The organism is Sphingomonas sp. LaA6.9 (assembly GCF_022601895.1).
In the GTDB taxonomy this organism is placed as follows: domain Bacteria; phylum Pseudomonadota; class Alphaproteobacteria; order Sphingomonadales; family Sphingomonadaceae; genus Sphingobium_A.
This window is the reverse complement of the sequence record NZ_JAKVIO010000003.1, coordinates 84538-105335: the sequence shown is the minus strand read 5'-3', so window position 1 is coordinate 105335 and position 20798 is coordinate 84538. Positions and strand designations below refer to the sequence as shown.

Sequence of the window (20798 nt, the reverse complement as noted above, 5' to 3'; positions counted from 1 at the left end):
TAGTTTTGCCGCGCTGCAACAGGAGGCCGGGCTGAAGATCGCGATCGTGGACGAAAGCCCTGCGCGTGCGGCCGTGATCGAGGAAGGGCTGCGCGAAGCGGGGCTCAGCGACATTTCGATCCTTGTCGAGCGGCGCGGGCTCGTCGCGCGACTCGAGGGGCTGGCGCCCGATGTCGTGCTCATCAACCTGGAGAATCCGGGGCGCGACATGCTCGAGGAGAGCTTCGCGCTGTCACGCGCGCTGGCACGTCCGATCGCGATGTTCGTCGACCAGTCCGACGAACAGTCGATCGCCGAGGCGGTCGATGCGGGCATTTCCGCCTATGTCGTCGACGGGATGCGCAAGGACCGGATCAAGCCCATCCTTGAACTTGCGGTGCGGCGCTTCAAGGCGTTCACGCGCCTGCAGACCGAGCTTGCCGAGGCGCAGTCCGCGCTGGCGGAGCGCAAGACGGTCGACCGCGCAAAAACGCTGCTGATGAAACGACGCGGGATCGACGAGCCCGCAGCCTATGCGTTGCTGCGCAAGCAGGCGATGGACAGCGGGCGCAGGATCGCGGACATCGCCGAGGCGCTGGTGACCGCCGACAAATTGCTGGGAGGCGATTCATGAGTGTCTTCAGGATCGGCTTCCTGCCGCTGGTCGATTCGGTATTGCCGATCGTGGCGCACGAATTCGGGCTCGCAAATGCCGAGGGTATCGCGATCGAGCTGGTCAGGGACCCGAGTTGGGCGACGGTGCGCGACCGGCTGATCTATGGCCAGACCGACGCCGCGCATCTGCTCGCGCCGCTCGCGATCGCGACCTCGCTTGGGCTCGACCGGCCCGCGGTGCCGCTGGGCGCGCCCTTCATGCTGGGGCTGAACGGCAATGCAGTGACGGTCAGCAGGCGGATCGCTGCGCTGATCGGAAATATGGGCATCGACGATGTCGCCGCGACGGGGCGCGCGCTGGCCGGGGTGGCGCGCAAGGAATCGGCCGCCGGACGCAAGCTGCGCTTCGCGGTGGTCCATCGCTACTCGAGCCACAATTACATGCTGCGTTACTGGCTTTCAGCATCGGGCTGCGACCCCGACACCGATGTCGAGATCGTGGTCGTGCCGCCGCCCTTCGTCGCCGATGCGCTGGCATCGGGCGAAATCGACGGATCGTGCGTGGGCGAGCCGTGGAACAGCGTCGCGGTCGAGCGCGGGGTCGGCGTCATCATCGCCGCAACCGCGCGGATCTGGAGCCGTGGCGTCGAGAAGCTGCTCGCCTTCCGGCGCCAGACGCTGGACGAGCGAGGCGAGGAGGTCGCGGCGCTGATCCGCGCGCTGCACGCCGCGGGCAAGGCGGTTTCGGACCCCGTGCAGCGCAAGGGGGTTGCCGAACTGCTTGCGCGCCACGCCTATATCGATCAGCCCGCAGCGCTTATCGAGCACGCATTGTGCAACCAGATGGTGCTGGCCGCGGGACAGGCGCCGACCCCGATCGCCGACTTCCTCGTGCTTCACCGCGAAGCCGCGAACTTCCCGTGGCGCAGCCAGGCGATGTGGCTCTATTCGCAGATGGTCCGCTGGGGACATGCAACGCTGGATTCAAAAGGGTTTGAGGCCGCGGCCGCGGTCTTCCGGCCCGACATCTATCGCGCCGCGCTGGCGGGCACCGATGCGATCCTGCCGGGGGCAAGCGCCAAGGTGGAGGGCGCGATCGAGCAGCCCATGGGCGCGCCCTCGGTGAGCGGCCGCCTGATCCTTGGTCCCGACCGTTTCTTCGATGGACGCCGTTTCGACCCCGACCGGGCGGAGGAGTATCTGGCGCAGGGATGACGCCTCGCCAGAAATATGCTGCACCGCGCAAAAATCATCTTGCGCTGCAGCGCGAATCGTGACAGCTTTTTTACATCCGGACGACGATGTGCGGATACGAAATAACAGGTAGCGCCCAATGGCGGGCGCGACCTTTCGCGAAGCCCGCCATTGGGTGCTCGCGAGCAGGCAACGACGCCGCCCGAACCGGTCCCGACGACCGTGCTTCGAGGCGGCTTTTTTCATGCCCGAACGACTGGCGCGCCTGACCGCGCTGCCGCCCGTATCGGCTTGCGGAGGATTGGGATGAACAAGGGATTCTGGGCCGCTGGCCACCGACCAACATTGTTTGCCGCGTTTCTCTATTTCGACCTCGCCTTCATGGTGTGGGTTCTGCTCGGGCCGCTCGCGCCCTTCATCTCGCAGGACCTTGGCCTGAACGCGGCGCAAAAGGGCTTCATGGTCGCCGTGCCGACGCTTGCGGGCGCGGTGCTGCGGCTCGTCAACGGACTGCTCGTGGACCGGATCGGCCCCAAGATGACCGGCGCGATCGGGCAGTTGATCGTGATCGCCGGGCTAAGCACGGCGTGGAGCTTCGGCGTCAACAGCTTTGAAGGCACGATCGCGCTCGGCATCGTCCTGGGCTTTGCGGGCGCGAGCTTCGCGGTGGCGCTGCCGCTTGCGAGCCGCTGGTATCCCGCCGAGCATCAGGGCACCGCACTCGGCATCGCGGGCATGGGCAATTCGGGCACCGTGCTCGCCGCGCTCTTCGCCCCCGGCCTTGCCAAGCTGTTCGGCTGGAATGCGGTGCTCGGTCTTGCGGTAATCCCGCTTGCGATCACCTTCGTGATCTACATGGCGCTGGCGAAGGACGCACCCAATGCGCCCGCGCCCAAGCCGCTTGCAGCCTATCTCGCGCCGCTCAGGCACGCCGACGCCTGGTGGCTCATGTTCTTCTACAGCGTCACCTTCGGCGGTTTCGTCGGGCTCGCCGCGTCCTTGAGCATCTACTTCACCGATCAGTTCGGACTGACCCCGGTCGTCGCTGGCTATTGCACTGCGGCCTGCGTCTTCGCGGGTTCGATGGTCCGGCCGATGGGCGGCGCGCTCGCCGACCGGATCGGGGGGACACGCACGCTGATGCTGGTCTATGCGGTCGCCGCGGTCACGCTCGCCGCGATCAGCACCGGCCCGACGACGGTGGCGATGGCGCTCGGGTTGTTCGTCGTCGCGATGCTGGCGCTGGGCGCGGGCAATGGTGCGGTGTTCCAGCTCGTGCCGCAGCGCTTCCGCGACGAGATCGGCGTGATGACCGGGCTGGTCGGCTTCGCGGGTGGCGTCGGCGGCTTTTACCTCGCCTCCTCGCTCGGCCTCGCCAAGCAGCTCACGGGCAGTCCGCAATGGGGTTTCCTGATCTTCGCGGGGCTCGCGCTCGCCGCGCTGGCCAGCCTGACACTGGTCAAGCAGAAGTGGCGCGCGACCTGGGGCGCGACGCTCGAAGGAGCGCGGATCTGATGCGCGCGCCCAGCGCCCTCCTCCTCGCCGCCGGGTGCATCGCTACCCCGGCGGCGGCCGGGACCGGCCCGGAATTCAAGCCGATCGTCGATGCCCGTCTGCGCTACGAGAATGTCGACCAGCAGGGCATCGCCCGCGAGGCTGATGCGGTGACCGCGCGGATGCGCGCGGGCTTCGAACTGACGCAAGGCGATTTCGCACTGCTCGCTGAAAGCGAAGCGACGCTCGCGATCGTCGGCGATTACAATAGCAGCACCAACGGGCGCACGCAGTTCCCGATGGTCGCCGATCCCGAGAATGTCGAGCTCAACCGGCTTCAGATTCAGTATCGCGGGCTACCCAAGACCGTCGTGACGCTCGGCCGCCAGCGGATCAACCTCGACGATCAGCGCTTCGTAGGCAGCGTCGGCTGGAGGCAGAACGAACAGACCTTCGACGCGGTGCGGCTCGAATCCTCGGCGCTTGGCCCCGTCACGCTCGACCTCAGCTACGCCTGGTCGGACCGGACGATCTTCGGCGTCGACAGCGCAATCCAGTCGATTTCGGGGGACAACATCCTCGCCAATGCCGGGGTGAAGCTGGGGCCGGTGACGATCAACGGCTTCGGCTATCTGATCGATCAGGACGAGGCGGGGCGAAGGCAGTTCTCAAGCCAGACCTATGGCGCGCGGGCCGCTGGTGCGATCCCGCTGGGCAAGACGGCGAAGCTCAACCTGCTGGCCAGCTACGCGCATCAATCCGACTGGCAGGACAATCCCAACGACTATTCCGCCGATTACTGGCTGGGCGAGGCGGGCATTGCCGTGAAGGGCTTTACGCTGACCGGCGGCTATGAGGAGCTCGGTGCAGACGAGGGGGCCGCGTTCACCAGCTTCCAGACACCACTCGCCACGCTCCACAAGTTTCAGGGCTGGGCCGACAAGTTCCTGACCACGCCCCCCAACGGCATTCGCGACCTTTATGCCAGCGCTGGCTATGCCGCCCCCTCGCTGAAGGGCCTGTCGCTGCTGATCGCCTGGCACAGGTTCGAAAGCGATCGGCTCGACCAGGATTACGGCACCGAATGGAACGCGCAGATCGGCTTCAAGCCCGCGAAGAAGCTCGCCGTGCTGCTCAAATATGCCGATTACGATGCCGAGGATTTCGCGACCGATACGCGCAAGCTCTGGCTCCAGTTCGATTATGTCCTGTGAGGAAGTGAGATGACCCACCCCATCAAGCGCGAGCATCTCGTCGTGATCGGCAACGGCATGGCCGGTTGCCGCGCGGTCGAGGAAATCCTTGCGCGCGATCCCGGCCGCTACCGGATCACGATCTTCGGCGCCGAGCCGCGTGTGAATTACAACCGCATCATGCTTTCGCCGCTGCTCGCGGGCGAGAAGAGCTTTGACGACATCGTCATCAATGACACCGCCTGGTACGAGGACAACGGCATCACGCTGGTGGCGGGCGATGCGGTGGCCGCGATCGACCGCGACGCGAAGACCGTGACCGCCGCCTCGGGCGCGGTGACCGATTTCGACAAGCTGCTGATCAGCACCGGCTCGGATCCCTTCATCATCCCCGTACCGGGCCATGACCTGCCCGGCGTGGTCAGTTTCCGCGACATGGACGATGTCGATGCGATGCTGCGCGCGGCCGATGGCGGCGGCGATGCCGTGGTGATCGGCGGCGGGCTGCTGGGGCTTGAGGCCGCGCACGGATTATCGCTCCGCGGTATGAAGGTCACCGTCATCCACCTGATGCAGACGCTGATGGAACGCCAGCTCGACGAAGCGGCGGGATGGCTTCTCAAATCGGCACTGGAAGCGCGCGGCCAGACGATCCTGACCGGCGCGGACACGGCTGAAATCTTTGGAGAGGGGAAAGTCGAGGGCATCAGGCTCAAGGACGGACGCGAGATCCCGGCAAGCCTGGTGGTGATGGCAGTGGGCATCCGCCCGAACGTGAAGCTCGCAAGAGAGTCAGGGCTTTCGGTCGGGCGGGGCATCCATGTGGATGATCATATGGTCACTTCAGACCCCGACATCCTCGCCGTCGGCGAGTGCGTGGAACATGATGGACAGGTCTATGGCCTGGTCGCTCCCTTGTGGGACATGTGCCGCGCACTCGCCGACGGGATGACCTCTGCGCCCAGCGGCTACAAGGGTTCGGTCACGTCGACCAAGCTGAAGGTCGCGGGGCTCGACGTGTTCTCCGCGGGCGATTTTTCGGGCGGCGACGGCGCCCAAGACATTGTGCTGCGCGACGCATCGCGCGGTGTCTACAAGCGCGTGATCGTCAAGGACGACCGCATCGTCGGCGCGGTGCTCTATGGCGATACCGCCGACGGCAACTGGTATTTCGATCTGCTGAAGAAGGGCGAAGACATCGCGGAAATCCGCGATGCGCTGATCTTCGGCCAGGCTTTCGCCCAGGGAGGGGGCGCGGCGGACCCTAAACTGGCCGTTGCGGCGCTTTCCGACGATGCGGAAATCTGCGGCTGCAACGGCGTTTCCAAGGGCAAGGTCGTCGCCTGCATCGCCGCAGGCAACACGACGCTCGATGCGGTGCGCGGCACCTGCAAGGCGTCGGCATCGTGCGGATCGTGCACGGGCCTCGTCGAGACGCTGCTCGCGGTGACGCTCGGCCATCATTATTCGGGCGAACGCGCAACCAGGACGATGTGCAAGTGCACGAGCTTCGGTCATGACGAGGTGCGCAAGTTGATCGTCGAGAAAGCGCTCAAGGCGATCCCGCAGGTGATGCAGGAACTGCACTGGAGCACCCCCGATGGCTGCTCCTCATGCCGCCCCGCGCTCAATTACTATCTGCTCTGCGCCTGGCCCGGCGACTATGTCGATGACCAGCAGAGCCGCTTCGTCAACGAGCGGATGCACGCCAATATCCAGAAGGATGGCACCTATTCGGTCGTGCCGCGGATGTGGGGCGGGCTCACCACCCCGCAGGAGCTGCGCGCGATCGCCGACGTCGTCGAGAAATATAACGCGCCGATGGTCAAGGTGACGGGCGGACAGCGGCTCGACATCTTCGGGATCAAAAAGGAGGATCTGCCCGCGGTCTGGGCGGACCTGGGCGCCGCGGGCATGGTCTCGGGCCATGCCTATGGCAAGGCGCTCAGGACCGTGAAGACGTGCGTCGGCTCCGAATGGTGCCGCTTCGGCACGCAGGATTCGACGGGGCTCGGCGTCAAGCTCGAACGCGGCTTCTGGGGAAGCTGGATGCCGCACAAGTTCAAGATGGCGGTATCGGGTTGCCCGCGGAATTGCGCCGAGGCGACAATCAAGGACTTCGGCGTTGTCTGCGTGGACTCGGGCTACGAGCTTCATGTCGGCGGCAATGGCGGCATCCATGTCCGCGCGACCGACCTTCTCGGGAAGGTCGACACCGAGCAGGAGGCGCTGCATTACGCCGCCGCCTTCGTCCAGCTCTACCGCGAGGAGGCGCGCTATCTCGAGCGCACCGCACCATGGATCGAGCGCGTCGGGCTGGCCTATGTGAAGGAACGCATCGTCGATGATGCGGCGCTGCGCGACGAACTCGCCGCGCGCTTCTGGTACAGCCAGCAGTTCATGCAGGACGACCCCTGGGCCGAACGCGCGGCAGGCGTCGAGCGCGACCTCTTGCACCGGCCGCTGGCCGAGGTCCGCCCCATCCCGACACTCGAAGGAGCAGACGCATGAACGGAGATTGGCTCGACGTGGGCGCGCTCGACGACATTCCGCTGCGCGGCGCGCGGACGGTGCCCGTCGAGGGTGGCGAGGAGATTGCGGTGTTCCGCACGGGCGCCAATCGCGTCTATGCGCTCGTCAACAAATGCCCGCACAAGAAAGGCCCGCTCAGCCAGGGTATCGTCCACGGCGACAGCGTGGCGTGCCCGCTCCACAACTGGGTGATCTCGCTTTCGACGGGTGAGGCGCAGGGCGCCGATGTCGGCTGCACGCCGACCATTCCGGTTGAGGTGCGAAGCGGGCGTGTGCTCATCTGCCGTGAGAGCACCTTGAGGCAGGCGGCCTGATATGGGCGCGATCCGCACCACCTGCGCCTATTGCGGCGTTGGCTGCGGCATTTCCGCGACGGTGACGGGCGAGCGTCAGGTCGAGATCAGGGGCGATCCCGAACACCCCGCCAATCGCGGGCGGCTCTGTTCCAAGGGCACGCATCTGGGCGAGACCGTCAGCCTCGAAGGCCGGTTGCTCCATCCCGAAATCGGCGGCAAGCAGGCGAGCTGGGGCAAGGCGCTCGATCTCGTCGCGCGGCGTTTTGAGGAAACCATCGCGCGCCACGGCCCCGACAGCGTCGCCTTGTACGTCTCTGGCCAGTTGCTCACCGAGGATTACTACGTCGCCAACAAGCTGATGAAGGGGTTTGTCGGCTCGTCCAATATCGACACCAATTCAAGGCTGTGCATGTCGAGCGCGGTTGCGGGGCATATCCGCGGCTTTGGCGAGGATGTCGTTCCCGCAAGCTATGACGATTTCGATGAGGCCGACCTGATCGTGCTCGTCGGCTCCAATACGGCATGGTGCCACCCGATCGTTTACCAGCGCATCCAGGCTGCGCGCGCGACCCGCGGCAGCAAGCTCGTCGTCATCGACCCGCGCCGCACCGAGACCTGCGAGGATGCCGACCTGCATCTCGCGCTCAGGCCCGGCACCGATGTTGCGCTGATGAACGGTCTGCTCGCACATTGCAGGCAGCGCGGGCTGGTCGATCAGGCCTTTGTCGACGAAAGCGTCAACGTGCCCGAGGGTTTCTGGGATGCGCTCGATGCGGGCACTGATCTCTGGTCGGTCGCGAAGACCTGCGACGTGTCCCCCGCCGACCTCCAGCGCTTTTACGACCTGTTCGCCGCGCACCCGCGCACGATCACCTTGTTCAGCCAGGGGATCAACCAGTCGCTGCGCGGGACCGATCAGGTCAATGCGATCCTCAACCTCCATCTTGCGACGGGGCGGATCGGCAAGCCCGGCGCGGCGCCCTTCTCGATCACCGGCCAGCCCAATGCGATGGGCGGGCGCGAGGTGGGCGGGCTTGCCTCGACGCTTGCCGCGCACATGGATTTCGCGCCTGAAAATGTCGCGCGCGTCGCGCGCTTCTGGGGCGTGAAGAATGTCGCGGCGAAGCCGGGGCTGAAGGCGGTCGACCTGTTCCGTTCGATCCGCGAGGGGAGGGTCAAGGCGCTCTGGGTAATGGCGACCAATCCCGCGGTCAGCCTGCCTGATGCCAATATGGTGCGCGAGGCGCTGGCCGCCTGCCCCTTCGTCGTGGTCTCGGACTGCATCGCCCAGACCGATACTTCGGCGTTCGCGCATGTGAAACTCCCCGCTTCGGGCTGGGGCGAGAAAGACGGCACCGTCACCAATTCGGACCGCACGATCAGCCGTCAGCGCCCGATCCTCGCCCCCCCCGGCGAAGCGAAGCCCGACTGGTGGATCATGACCGAGGTCGCGCGCCGCATGGGCTGGAAGACCGCCTTTTCCTATGAGCGCCCCGCCGACATCTATCGCGAACATGCTCGGCTCTCGGCGTATCAAAATGGCGGCGCGCGGCTGTTCGACATCGGCCATCATGCCGCGATCGGCAATGCCGCCTATGACGCGATGGAACCGTGGCGTTGGGGTGGTACGCCCTTTGCCGATGGCCGCTTCCCGACCGTCGACGGCAAGGCGCGGCTGGTGAAGGTCGAGCAGGGGCCGGTTGCCGCGCCGCTCGAACGCTGGCCGATGACGCTCAACACCGGGCGCTATCGCGACCAGTGGCACACCATGACACGCAGCGGCCTGTCGCCGCGGCTGGCGCGGCACCGGCAGGAGCCGCTGATCGAGATCCATCCGAAGGATGCGGAGGAACTTGGGCTGATCGAGGGCGATCTGGCGCGGGTCGAAACCGCGCAGGGGGCGAGCGTCTTCCGTGTCGGACTGGCGGACGGCCAGCGACGCGGCGAGGTGTTCGCGCCGATCCACTGGACCGACCAGCAATCGACGGGCGGGCGCACCGGCCTGCTTCCCCGTCCGCTTGTCGATCCGCATTCGGGGCAGCCGGGCTTCAAGTCGACCCCGGTGCGCGTGGAGAAATTCGTGGTCGAATGGCGCGGCTTCATCGTCACACGCACGGCGCCATCGAAGATCGATTCCGCCTATGCGACGCGTGTGCGCGTGCCGCAGGGCTGGTTGATCGAGTTTTCCGGCAATGGCGACACCGCCACACTGGTCAGGTCGCTGCTTCCCAAGGGCGAATATATCGAGGCGAGCGATCCCGCGCGCGGGCAGATGCGCGCCGCGGTGCTCGATCAGGGCCGGCTCGTCGCCGCACTCTACATCTCCCGCACCGGCGCGCTGCCGCAGCGCGACTGGCTGATCGGTCAGCTTGAGGCGGCCAAAGCCGAATCCGCGATGGCGCTGCTCGCGGGACGCCCCGCGAAGCCCGCACCCGATCGCGGCCCGATCATCTGCGTCTGCTTCGATGTCGGCATGAAGCAGATCATGGCCGCGATCACCGATCAGGCGCTGACCAGCGTCGAGGCGGTGGGCGCGGCGCTCAGCGCGGGCACCAATTGCGGATCGTGCCGCCCCGCGATCCAGAAGCTCATCGTCGAGACGAAGGAGGTCGCCAATGGCTGACGCACTGATCGCCCCCGGTGAGGTGTGGCTTGTCGGCGCTGGCCCCGGCGACCCCGATCTGCTGACTCGCAAGGCCGAGAAGCTGATCCGTGCGGCGAGCGTCGTCTTCTACGATGCTCTGGTCGGGCCCGGCGTGCTCGCACTGGTGCCCGATCATGTCCGCATCGTCGCGGTCGGCAAGCGCTCGGGGCGGCATTCCAGGGATCAGGGCACGATCAACGATCTGCTCGTGGAAGCTGCGCTCGACGGTGAACGCGTCGTTCGCCTCAAGGGCGGCGATCCGTCGATCTTCGGGCGCTCGGCGGAGGAGATGGCGAGCCTTGCGGATCATGGAATCGCCGTGCGCGTCTGCCCGGGGATTACCGCTGCGAGCGCGGCGGCCGCCAATGCGGGCATTTCGCTTACGCTCAGAGGGCTGGCGCGGCGGCTGCAATTCGTCACCGCGCATCTGCGCGCGGACGAGCCGCTGTCGCTCGACTGGCAGGCACTCGCCGATCCCGACGCGATGCTTGCAATCTATATGGGGCGATCCGCGGCGCGCGACCTTTCCGAGCAACTGATCGCGCACGGACTGCCGCCCGAAACGCCAGTGCTCGTCGCCGCCAATATCAGCCTGCCCGATGAACAGTTGCTCCGGACACGCCTCGATCTGTTGCCGATCGCCGCGACGGCGACTTTGCCCGACGCGCCCGCACTGCTCCTGATTGGTCAGCCGGTTGCGCAGGCGCGACCATCGGGCAATGCGCGTGCGCGTGATTTGGCATCTTGCCACACGGCCGCGACAAGCGATCGGCGGGTGGTTCGATACGACCCACGCTAATAGGCAAAACGCCCGTCTGCGACGCGGCCTGCAAAAGCCAGCATGATCTCGCGCAGATCTTCCTGCTCAACGGCGGCGATGGCATCGACCACCTTGAACCATTGGCGTCTTCTGCTGTCGCGCTCGGGCCAGTCCTCAAGCTCCCTGCCGACGGCGAGTGCGAAGAGCTGGACGCTGCTCGTTGATATCGCGCCGCTCTCCAGCACCTTGCGATAGGTGAAGCAGCCAAGGAGACGGGAACTTATCGTGCCCATCACGCCGGCCTCCTCATAGGCTTCGCGCGCCGCCATGTCCCACGGCGTATATCCCGTCTCGAGATGGCCCTTGGGGACGATCCAACGCCGGGATCGCCGCGACGTAACGAGCAGTACTGACATGACGCCTTCGGGCGTCAGACGATAAGGCAGGGCAGCGACCTTATGTATCGCAGAATCCTTCATTCACCACGCTACTCGCCACGTCATGCCTCCTCTTGTTGGAAGAAATATGACAGTCCGCGATTACCGACCGCCGCGCGTGCGTGGGGAATGAGAGGCTATACCGACGGCTCGTTCGCGTTGGAATTCAACCGTCGAGCGACGACACCACCATCATATAGGCAAGGCGCGCGGCCTGAGGGCTCGGGCGAAGCGGATCGAACGGCTTGCGCTCGGCCATCGCGGTCATCAGCGGTGCGGAAATGTCATCGATGCGCCGCTCACCCTCAGCGTCCTGGCTTTCGGGCAGCATCTTGGTGAGCCGCAGTCCCGGCTCCCCCATGGGCGCGATCGCGGCGGGCGCATCGCCGCTGCCAAGCTTGCGCGCCATCAGCGCATAGACTTCGCCAAGACTGCGCGCTTCGCCCGTGCGGTTATAGAAGATCGAACGATTGGCCGCAGCCTCGCGCGGGAACAGCGCTGCCGCGCTCGCCTCAGGATTTTCGCCCGCCGCGCGCAGGAAGCGCGATGCGCCCCCGGCCCCCAGGAAATGCGCGAAATAGAGGTCAGTGGCATTGGGCTGGCGCCCGAGCGCACCCGCAAGCGCATTGGCATTGTCGGCCGCGAACTCGCCCGCCATCACGGCTGCTGCATCGGGGTCCTGACGCAGCGCAAGGATCGCCCGGCGCGCATCGGGATCGGCCACGACATAGCGGCCATCGCCGCGCTGCGTGATCTGGTCCGCCGCCCAACCATAGCCATGCGTCGCGCCATGCTTGTTGATGACGCCAAGCCAGCTCTGCTCGATGAACTGATAGAGGCCCGAAGCGGAGGAAGTCGGCGCCTTCGCGACCGGATCGAGGCTGCTTTCGACGCGCGCCTGGTTCCACAGATAGTCGAAGTCGACGCCCGTCCGCTCGGCCGCGCGGCTGATCGCGGCATGGACGCGTGTGCCCTGGCTGGAGCGCTGGAGCGCGGCATTGTTGAGACCAGGCTTCATTGTGGGCCCATCCACGAGTTTCGGCTGAAATCTATGGACCATCGAAGTTAACGACCGGTAAACTGACGCATTCCGGGACAGCGTCGGGACCACGCTTTTCAGCCTTTGTCAGCGGCCGCGAAAGCCGGTATGGCATGTGCAACCGATCCCTTGAGGATCGCGGAAATGTGGGACAGCCTGCAGATGCGTGTTCGTATCCTGTGGCGTATTTTTCGCGATCGGCAGCGTCGGATCGGGCCATTGATCAGATCTGTGGGGATCTTGACATGACCATGTCGAAACGAGCCAGAACGCTCGCCGATGCGCAGGCGCTGATGGCGCAGGCATTGATATTGCTGGACAAGGCCGAGGCGCTGGAAGCGGGCGCGCAGCTCGACGCGGTGATACAGCGCGTCAACTATCTGGTCGGCACCACGCCGATCCGCCTCGTCCACACGCGGTAGCGCGCCCCGGGATCAGAAGTCGACCGCGACGCCCTTCAGCTCCCAGTCGCCATAGCGCACGGGATTGAGGCCGAGTGGATCGTCGGTGTCGGCCTTTTTGGGCAAAGGCGCGGGCTTGGGCACCGGCGGGCTTTTGGACAGATAGTCGGGCGCCTTGACATGGGGCGGGCGGCGGCCACCGGTCATCGGAATCATCCTTTGCGATATTGAAGAGCACCTGGCTTTCTCCCACATTGGGGACCAAAGGAGAAAGTGCAAGTGAACGGTCTCAAGACCACGATGTTGCTCGCGGCGCTGACCGCGCTGTTCATGGGGCTGGGCTATACGCTGGGAGGCAGCGGCGGCGCTGTAATCGCGCTGCTCTTTGCGGCGGGCATGAACCTGTTCACCTTCTGGAACGCCGACAAGATCGTGCTGAAGATGCACCGCGCGCGCGAGGTCGATGACCGGTCCGCGCCCGAATTCTATGGGCTCGTGCAGCAGCTCGCCACGCGCGCGGGCCTGCCTGCCCCCAAAGTCTATATCATCGACAGCCCGCACCCCAACGCCTTCGCGACGGGCCGCAATCCTGAGAACGCGGCGGTCGCAGCGACCACGGGGCTGCTCAATATGCTCACCCGCGACGAGATTGCGGGCGTGATGGCGCACGAACTGGCGCATGTGAAGAACCGCGACACGCTGATCATGACCATGGTCGCGACGATTGCGGGCGCGATCTCCATGCTCGCCAATTTCGGGATGTTCTTCCGCTCGGACGACAACCGCTCCAACATGCTCGCTATGATCCTCGCGGTAATCGTCGCGCCCTTTGCGGCGATGATCGTGCAGATGGCGATCAGCCGCACACGCGAATTTGGCGCGGACCGGGGCGGCGCGGAGATTTCGGGCAATCCGCGCGCGCTCGCCTCGGCGCTTGCCAAGCTGGCGCAGGGCGCGGCGCGCATCCCCAGCCCCGTTGCCGAGCGCAATCCCGCGGCGGCGCAGCTCTATATTGTGCCGACGCACATCAGCGAGATGTTCTCGACGCATCCTGCGACCGAAAGGCGGATCGCCGAGCTCGAGGCGATTGCCGACGAGATGGGGCTGCACAGCCCGCCCCCATTGGCTCCGACGCGCGGCATTGCGGCGGCAGTGCCTTCCTCGGCGCGCCGGCGTCGCGGCAGCGCACTGGACCCGCTGGGCCGGAACGACTAGCAGCGGCGCAATGCCGCAAATTCCATCCGATCGCCAGAAGGCGCGCTACCCCGCCCCTCCCCCCGGCATGCCCGCGCGTCGCGCGGCATTGAAGCTGCTCGATGCGGTGATCCGTCGCGGTCAGCCGCTCGAGGCGGCGCTGGGCGCCGCGACGCAAGGCATATCGCGGCCGGATGACCGCGCGCTGGCGCATGCCATCGCGGCCGAGACACTGCGCCGGCTTCCTGATCTCGACGCGCTGATCGACAGCGCGACGGCCAAGCCGCTGCCCGAGGACGCCAAGGCGCGCTTTGCGCTGAGGATCGCGCTCGTCCAGGCGCTCGCGCTGGGCACACCGGGCCATGCCGCGATCGCAACGGTCTTGCCACTCGTCGATGGCGGCCCCCGCCGGCTCGTGCATGGCGTATTCGGCAGCCTGCTGCGCAAGGGCGTGAGCCTGCCCGAAGTGCCGCAGCTGCTTCCCGACGTGGCTGCGCGCTGGGAAGCCGATTGGGGCGCCGAGATGGTGGCGGGCGCCGCTTCAGCCATCGCCGCACCCCCGCCGCTGGACCTGACGCTCGTCGACGCGGCCGAAACCCAGCATTGGGTGGCCGAACTCGGCGGCACCAGCCTGATGCCCGGCCATGTCCGGCTGACCGATGCGGGTCCTGTCACGAGCCTTCCCGGCTTCGAGCAGGGGCGCTGGTGGGTTCAGGATCTCGCTGCCTCGCTCCCCGCGCGGCTGCTCGGGAGAGGCGACGGGACCGCGCTCGACCTCTGCGCCGCACCGGGAGGCAAGGCGCTCCAGCTCGCGGCGGCGGGGTGGAAGGTCACAGCGCTCGACCGCAGCGCACAGCGGCTCGAGCGCGTGCGCGAAAATGCCGGGCGGACGGGTCTTCCGCTCGATGTCCGCGAGGCCGATGTTATGCGCTGGGCGCCCGAGGCCCCGGTTGGCGCGATCCTGCTCGACGCGCCGTGCAGCGCCACCGGCATCTTCCGCCGTCACCCCGATGTACTCCACCGCGTGAGGCCGCGCGACATCGCCGAGATGGCCGAGCTGCAGGGCGCTATGCTGGCGCGTGCGGTCGACTGGCTGATCCCCGGCGGGACGCTCGTCTACGCCACCTGCTCGCTCGAACCCGCAGAGGGGGAAGCGCAAATCGAAAAATTGTTGCGGAACCGCGACGATATCGCCCTGACGCCGATCACTGCAGCGGATCTGCCCGCCAATGTGCCCGAAACCGCGCAGGGCTGGGTCCGTACGCTGCCGGGCATGTTGGCCGACGCTGGCGGCCTCGACGGGTTCTTCATCGCGCGTCTGACTCGTAAGGGCTGATTGACCGAAGAGCCGGCTTGCCCCCCGTGATAGCGGGGGTTAAGGCAGCAGGTCATGAACCATCCCGTCCGCATAGCGCCTTCGATCCTTTCCGCCGATTTTTCCAAACTGGGCGAGGAGGTGCGCGCGATCGACGACGCGGGTTGCGACTGGATCCATGTCGATGTGATGGACGGGCATTTCGTGCCCAACATCACAATCGGCCCCGCGGTGGTGAAGGCGCTTCGCCCGCACACCACCAAGCCTTTCGACGTGCACCTGATGATCTCGCCGATCGACAATTTCCTTGAAGATTTCGCCAATGCGGGCGCGGACATCATCACTGTCCATCCCGAGGCGGGGCCGCACCTGCACCGCACGATCCAGCGCATCAAGGCGCTGGGCAAGCTGGCGGGCGTCTCGCTCAATCCAGCCACGCCGGCAAAGATGCTCGACTATGTGCTCGAGGAGATCGACCTCGTGCTGGTGATGAGCGTCAACCCCGGTTTCGGCGGCCAGAGCTTCATCGAGAGCCAGCTCCGCAAGATCGAGGCGATCCGCAACCGCATCGACAAGCTCGGCAAGGACATCCGGCTCGAGGTCGACGGCGGGATCGACGTCAACACCGCGCCGCGCGCGATCGCGGCGGGCGCCGACGTGCTCGTCGCCGGCACTGCGACCTTCCGCGGCGGCCCTTCGCAATATGCCGCGAACATCGAGGCGCTGAGAACAAAGTGACGATCGAGTCGCCTCTCGATGCCGCGGCCGACGGGATCGAGCAGGGGAAGCGGCTGGTACGGATTGGCGGAGACAAGGGCCTGTCGCTCGCAGAGCGCATCGCCAACCGGTTGCTGCGCCTGACCTGGAGGTCTCCGCTCCATGCGCTGCGGCTGAAGGGGCGCTATCCGCTCAAGCTGCTCGCGGTGCCCGACGATCCGGTGGTCGGAGACGTCAAGGCCGGACAGGCGCTCCTCTCAGGCCATTTCCTGTATCGCGGCGAAAAGCTCGAACTGAAGACACTCGATTTCGCGAAGCTCGACGCCTCGGACGGTATGGCGCGCTACATCCACAGCTTCCAGTGGCTGCGCGACCTTTCGACCGTCGCCACGCGCGAACAGGGTGCTCCCATTGCCGAGCGCGTGATGCGCAAATGGACCGCACGGCATGCCGAGCAGGTGAGCGACCTCGCATGGCGGCCGAGCCTGTGGGGCAAGCGCATCCTGTTCTGGACCGCGCACGCGCCGCTCATCCTTTCGAGCAGCGACCTCGTCTATCGCTCGACCGTGCTCAATTCGCTGGCGCGGGGCACACGGCACCTCGACCGGGGAGCCGACAAGGCAGAGCAAGGCGTGCCGCGGATCGCCGCCTGGGCGGGGCTCGCCGCCGCCGGCTTGCTGATACCGGGCGATGGCAAGCGCAGGGAAAATGCCGAGGCCGGGCTCGCACGTGCCTTGACCACGGGCATGTCGAGTGACGGCGGCGTAATCTGCCGGTCGCCTTCTGGCCAGCTCGAGCTGGTCATGCTGCTCTCCATGCTGCGCGCGGTCTATGACGCGCGGCGCCAACAGTCACCGGTCGCGCTGGAGGCAGCGCTGGCGCAGGCGGTGCCTGCGTTGCTGGGCATCACGCACGGCGATGGCGGGCTCGCGAGCTGGCAGGGCAGCGCGCCCTGGCCCGCCGAGCGCGTGCAGGCGGTGATCGAGGCATCGGGCGTCAGGACGCGTCCCCAGCCGCAGGCGCGCGACTGGGGCTATCAGCGCATGGCCGCGGGGCACAGCATCGTCATCGTCGACGCAGCGCCGCCCCCCTTGAGCCGCCTCAATGTCGGCGGGTGCGCTTCGACGCTGGCCTTCGAGATGTCCGACGGCGCGCACCGCCTGATCGTGAGCTGCGGCGGATCGCGCGAGACGAGCGCGCACATCCCCGCCAAGCTGGCGCACGGCCTGCGCTCGACCGCGGCGCATTCGACGCTGGTGGTCCACGACAATAACAGCACCGCCATCCACAATGACGGATCGCTCGGCCGCGGGGTGACCGAGGTCGAGATGCACCGGCAGGAGAGCGATGCGGGCAGCAGGCTCGATTCGAGCCATGACGGTTATGCGCGACGTTTCGGTCTGATCCACAAGCGCAAGCTGTCGCTCAGCGCCGACGGCCGCGAGCTGGCGGGCGAGGACACATTGAATCCGGCGCCAGTGCGCCGCCGCCCTGCGCAGACGCCCTTTGCAGTGCGCTTTCACCTGGCGCCCGGCGTCGAGGTCTCGTCGACTGCCGATGGACTCGGTGCGGTGCTCCGCATCGCGCATGGCCCGATATGGCAGTTCCGTTGCCGCGGCGGCATGCTTGCGGTCGAAGACAGTCTTTGGGTCGATGCCGAAGGGCGCCCCCACCCCACAGTCCAGCTCGTGGTGAGTGCCGAAGCCGCCGGCAGCGCGACGGTCAACTGGGTGCTAAAGCGCGCGGGTTGATACCCGGTCTTTCCCCATCGGGGCGGAACCATTAAGGGGCAGCGCAGACTCGGCGCGCAGCTTGTCTCCCGCTTGCCCGCATCCAGACTGACAAAGGATCGACATGACCACCGACATTTCGCCCGTGAAGATCACGCGCGCGCTGCTTTCCGTTTCCGACAAGACCGGCCTCGTCGAGCTGGGCCAGGCGCTCGCGCGCCACGGCGTCGATCTCGTCTCGACCGGCGGCACCGCCAAGGCGCTGCGCGATGCGGGGCTCGCGGTGCGCGACATCTCCGATCTGACCGGTTTCCCTGAAATGATGGACGGCCGCGTGAAGACGCTGCACCCCAAGGTGCATGGCGGGCTGCTCGCGGTGCGCGACAATCCAGAGCATGTCGCGTCGATGGACGAGCATGCGATCGCGCTGATCGACCTCGTGGTGGTCAACCTCTATCCCTTCGCCGCGACCGTCGCCAAGGGTGCGGACCGCGACGAAATCATCGAGAATATCGATATTGGCGGCCCTTCCATGGTCCGCTCGGCGGCGAAGAACCATGCCAGCGTCGCGATCGTCACCGATCCTTCCGACTATGCCGAGCTGATCGAGGCACTCGACGCCAATGCCGGCGCGACCGACCTCGCCTTCCGTCGGAGACTTGCCGCCAAGGCCTATTCGGCGACCGCGGCTTATGATGCGATGATCAGCCAGTGGTTCGCCTTTGCCGACCAGCAGCAGACGTTCCCCGACCTGCTCGCGGTGACCGCGAACCGGCGCGAGGAACTGCGCTATGGCGAGAACCCGCACCAGAAGGCGGCGCTCTACATCCCCAGTGGCCCGCACGCGCGCGGCATCGCGCAGGCCGAGCAGCTCCAGGGCAAGGAACTGAGCTACAATAACTATAACGACGCCGACGCCGCGCTCGAACTCGTCAGCGAGTTCCGCGACGGCCCGCCGACCGTCGTCATCGTCAAGCACGCCAATCCCTGCGGCGTCGCCAGCGCCGATACGCTGATCGAGGCGTATCAGGCTGCCCTTGCCTGCGACAGCGTCTCGGCCTTTGGCGGCATCATCGCGGTCAACCGCCCGCTCGACGGGCCGACGGCCGAGGCGATCTCTGGCATCTTCACCGAAGTGGTGGCTGCGCCCGACGCCGATGAAGACGCGCGCGAGATCTTCGCGAAGAAGAAGAATCTCCGCCTGCTGCTGACAGGCGAACTGCCCGACCCCGCGCGCCCGGGTATGATGCTCAAGTCGATCGCGGGCGGCTATCTCGTCCAGTCGCGCGACAATGGCGGCGTGACGCGCGAGATGCTCAAGGCCGTCACCAAGCGCCAGCCGACCGAGCAGGAACTGACCGACTGCCTCTTTGCGTGGACCGTCGCCAAGCACGTCAAGTCCAACGCGATCGTCTATGCCAAGGGCGGCAGCACCGCAGGCATCGGTGCAGGCCAGATGAACCGCCTCGAATCCGCGCGCATCGCGGCGTGGAAGGCAAAGGACGCCGCCGAAAAGGCAGGCTGGGCCGAACCGCGCACGATCGGATCGGCGGTCGCTTCGGACGCCTTCTTCCCCTTTGCCGACGGCCTGCTCGCCGCGGTCGAGGCGGGCGCGACCGCTGTGATCCAGCCGGGCGGATCGATCCGCGACGAGGAAGTGATTGCGGCTGCCAACGAGGCGGGCCTTGCGATGGTCTTCACCGGAATGCGCCACTTCCGGCACTGATCGTTCGGAACATCAGCGCATCATGGCAGGGCGCGGCGGCTATGTGGCTGCCGCGCCCTTCATCTTGAACAACGCGCGGTCCTCCGGCCCGAAACCGCGGCGCCAGATCACATAGCCATAGGTGCCGAGGATGACGGGGATGCCGACGATCAGCTCCATCCATTCGGGCACCTGCGTCGCGACATAGCCGACCACGGTCGCCACCGACGCCGCCCAGACCAGCGCCCAGCGCCAGCCGCTGACGGGCGCGCCCAGCAGCCTGGAGAGCAGCCCCGCCTTGACGATCGAGGCGAGCCCCAGGGCTACGCACAATGCTGCCGCCGGGCCCGCTGCGACATAGAGCGGGGGCAGGCTCATGTCCTGCATTGCGACGATGAAGACGATGCTCAGGACCGCCTGCACTGCGATCATCGCGAAAGAGATCACCAGGTTGCGATGACGCGCCACGTAGACGAGCGCGGATTCGCTGACGACTGCGGTCGCAGCGACAACCTCGGCGGCGAGCAGGAAGGCCAATGCGCCGACGCCGCCCACGAAGGTTGGACCCACGAGTCCCATCACCGCCTCACCCGGAATGCCGAGCGCGAGCGCGACGCCCGCCTGCGCAGCGATGATCCAGAAGCCGACCTGGCTGATCTGCTTCGCCACCGCCACCTTGTCGCCCGCTTCCAGATTGCGCGTGATGACCGGACCGAGGATCGGATCGAAGCTGGTCTTGAGCTTCTGCGGCAGCGAGGCGACCTGCTGCGCGACATAATAGATGCCAACGATCGCGGGCGAGGCGAAGAGACCGAGAATGGCGAGATCGAGCCGGCGCGAGCCCCATTCGATCGCGTCAGCCGCGGCGAGCGGCATGTTGCGCTTGGCGAGCCGGAACAACGCCGCGGGGTGGGGACGCCAGCCATGCGGCATGCCGTAGCTCTTGAACAAGGGTATCAGCGACGCGACGAGCGCGGCGACCATCGACACCGCATAGGCGAGGATCAAACCGTCGCGCGTCGAATAAAAGGCAAAGCCGAATGCGGCGATGCTGATCGTCCAGGGCTCGATGATCGCGCGCGCGCGCACGGTCGCGCCGACGTCGAAGCGATAGGCGAGCGCTGCAAGCGACAGGTCCGATCCTACCAGCCCGAAGATCACGAGCGGCAGCAGCAGCTCCAGCCCGTTGATCTGGCTGTTGGGGAACATCGCCTGCGGGAAGAGCATCAGCACCCCGCACGCAAGCACCGATGCTAGCCCCGCGACGAGCAGCGCATCCCACACGACATGGACGTGCGGCCGGTCGGTCTTGGACAATTGCTCGGCAAGCCCGCGCCGCAGCCCCAATGTCGCGAGCTGGGCCGCGAATTCGACGACAAGCACGGCGTATGCGAAGCGTCCCAGCGCTTCCTCGCCATACCAGCGGCCCGCGATGAACAGGAACGGCAGCCGCGCGGCGAGCCGCATCAGGAAGCCGAAGAAATTGGTGCGCCCGCCCTTGGCAAGCGCAGCGATATCGCCGTTCTGATCCCCCTCGGCCGGCATGGCGCTCC

General features: G+C 66.5%; 18 protein-coding genes. 14 read left to right on the top strand and 4 right to left on the bottom strand.

Going from position 1 to position 20798, the window contains the following annotated elements; genetic code table 11:
• The first annotated feature begins 31 nt into the window (after positions 1–31).
• The 8 genes from MKI88_RS02720 (at position 32) to cobA (ending at position 10746) form a co-directional block, all read left to right on the top strand.
• Complete coding sequence (locus MKI88_RS02720; RefSeq protein WP_241629495.1) at positions 32–613, top strand: ANTAR domain-containing response regulator; 582 nt, start codon at positions 32–34, stop codon at positions 611–613.
• Positions 610–1809: a CmpA/NrtA family ABC transporter substrate-binding protein gene (locus tag MKI88_RS02715; RefSeq protein WP_241629359.1), complete on the top strand. Its 1200-nt coding sequence runs from the start codon at positions 610–612 to the stop codon at positions 1807–1809. Before MKI88_RS02720 ends, MKI88_RS02715 begins: the two co-directional genes overlap by 4 nt.
• Positions 1810–2094: 285 nt before the next feature.
• On the top strand, positions 2095–3303 hold the full coding sequence (locus MKI88_RS02710) for a nitrate/nitrite transporter (protein ID WP_241629357.1): 1209 nt from the start codon (positions 2095–2097) through the stop codon (positions 3301–3303).
• Positions 3303–4496, top strand: coding sequence for an alginate export family protein (locus MKI88_RS02705; protein ID WP_241629356.1), 1194 nt, complete (start codon positions 3303–3305; stop codon positions 4494–4496). The genes MKI88_RS02710 and MKI88_RS02705 overlap by 1 nt, the downstream gene beginning before the upstream one ends.
• Positions 4497–4505: 9 nt before the next feature.
• Positions 4506–6986, top strand: a complete 2481-nt coding sequence (gene nirB, locus MKI88_RS02700; protein WP_241629353.1) for a nitrite reductase large subunit NirB — start codon at positions 4506–4508, stop codon at positions 6984–6986.
• Entirely contained in the window at positions 6983–7321 is a 339-nt protein-coding gene (gene nirD, locus MKI88_RS02695; RefSeq protein ID WP_241629351.1) for a nitrite reductase small subunit NirD, read from the top strand. The genes nirB and nirD overlap by 4 nt, the downstream gene beginning before the upstream one ends.
• Before the next feature lies 1 nt (position 7322).
• Positions 7323–9926: a nitrate reductase gene (locus MKI88_RS02690; RefSeq protein WP_241629349.1), complete on the top strand. Its 2604-nt coding sequence runs from the start codon at positions 7323–7325 to the stop codon at positions 9924–9926.
• On the top strand, positions 9919–10746 hold the full coding sequence (gene cobA, locus MKI88_RS02685; RefSeq protein ID WP_241629346.1) for a uroporphyrinogen-III C-methyltransferase: 828 nt from the start codon (positions 9919–9921) through the stop codon (positions 10744–10746). The genes MKI88_RS02690 and cobA overlap by 8 nt, the downstream gene beginning before the upstream one ends.
• On the opposite strand, the gene MKI88_RS02680 is transcribed toward cobA, so the two are convergent.
• A complete protein-coding gene (locus MKI88_RS02680; protein ID WP_241629344.1) occupies positions 10743–11186 on the bottom strand; it encodes an NUDIX hydrolase in 444 nt (147 codons plus the stop codon). The genes cobA and MKI88_RS02680 overlap by 4 nt on opposite strands.
• Before the next feature lie 124 nt (positions 11187–11310).
• Positions 11311–12162: a hypothetical protein gene (locus tag MKI88_RS02675; RefSeq protein ID WP_241629342.1), complete on the bottom strand. Its 852-nt coding sequence runs from the start codon at positions 12160–12162 to the stop codon at positions 11311–11313.
• 266 nt (positions 12163–12428) lie between these two features.
• On the opposite strand from MKI88_RS02675, the gene MKI88_RS02670 reads away from it, so the two are divergent.
• Positions 12429–12605, top strand: a complete 177-nt coding sequence (locus MKI88_RS02670) for a hypothetical protein (protein ID WP_241629340.1) — start codon at positions 12429–12431, stop codon at positions 12603–12605.
• A 12-nt stretch (positions 12606–12617) separates the two neighbouring features.
• Here the strand turns inward: MKI88_RS02670 and MKI88_RS02665 are convergent, their stop codons facing one another.
• Entirely contained in the window at positions 12618–12791 is a 174-nt protein-coding gene (locus tag MKI88_RS02665; RefSeq protein ID WP_241629338.1) for a DUF1674 domain-containing protein, read from the bottom strand.
• 72 nt (positions 12792–12863) lie between these two features.
• On the opposite strand from MKI88_RS02665, the gene htpX reads away from it, so the two are divergent.
• The 5 genes from htpX to purH all read left to right on the top strand — a co-directional run bounded on the left by htpX (position 12864) and on the right by purH (position 19266).
• Positions 12864–13799: a zinc metalloprotease HtpX gene (gene htpX, locus MKI88_RS02660; RefSeq protein WP_241629336.1), complete on the top strand. Its 936-nt coding sequence runs from the start codon at positions 12864–12866 to the stop codon at positions 13797–13799.
• A gap of 10 nt (positions 13800–13809) precedes the next feature.
• A complete protein-coding gene (locus MKI88_RS02655) occupies positions 13810–15114 on the top strand; it encodes an RsmB/NOP family class I SAM-dependent RNA methyltransferase (RefSeq protein ID WP_241629334.1) in 1305 nt (434 codons plus the stop codon).
• A 54-nt stretch (positions 15115–15168) separates the two neighbouring features.
• Positions 15169–15831 carry a ribulose-phosphate 3-epimerase gene (gene rpe, locus MKI88_RS02650; RefSeq protein WP_241629332.1) on the top strand — a complete coding sequence of 221 codons (663 nt, stop codon included), beginning with the start codon at positions 15169–15171 and terminating at the stop codon, positions 15829–15831.
• Positions 15828–17561 carry a heparinase II/III family protein gene (locus MKI88_RS02645; protein WP_241629331.1) on the top strand — a complete coding sequence of 578 codons (1734 nt, stop codon included), beginning with the start codon at positions 15828–15830 and terminating at the stop codon, positions 17559–17561. Before rpe ends, MKI88_RS02645 begins: the two co-directional genes overlap by 4 nt.
• A gap of 103 nt (positions 17562–17664) precedes the next feature.
• On the top strand, positions 17665–19266 hold the full coding sequence (gene purH / locus MKI88_RS02640) for a bifunctional phosphoribosylaminoimidazolecarboxamide formyltransferase/IMP cyclohydrolase (protein WP_241629329.1): 1602 nt from the start codon (positions 17665–17667) through the stop codon (positions 19264–19266).
• Between the two features lie 39 nt (positions 19267–19305).
• Here the strand turns inward: purH and MKI88_RS02635 are convergent, their stop codons facing one another.
• Positions 19306–20790, bottom strand: a complete 1485-nt coding sequence (locus tag MKI88_RS02635; RefSeq protein WP_241629326.1) for a lipopolysaccharide biosynthesis protein — start codon at positions 20788–20790, stop codon at positions 19306–19308.
• Between the last annotated feature and the right edge of the window lie 8 nt (positions 20791–20798).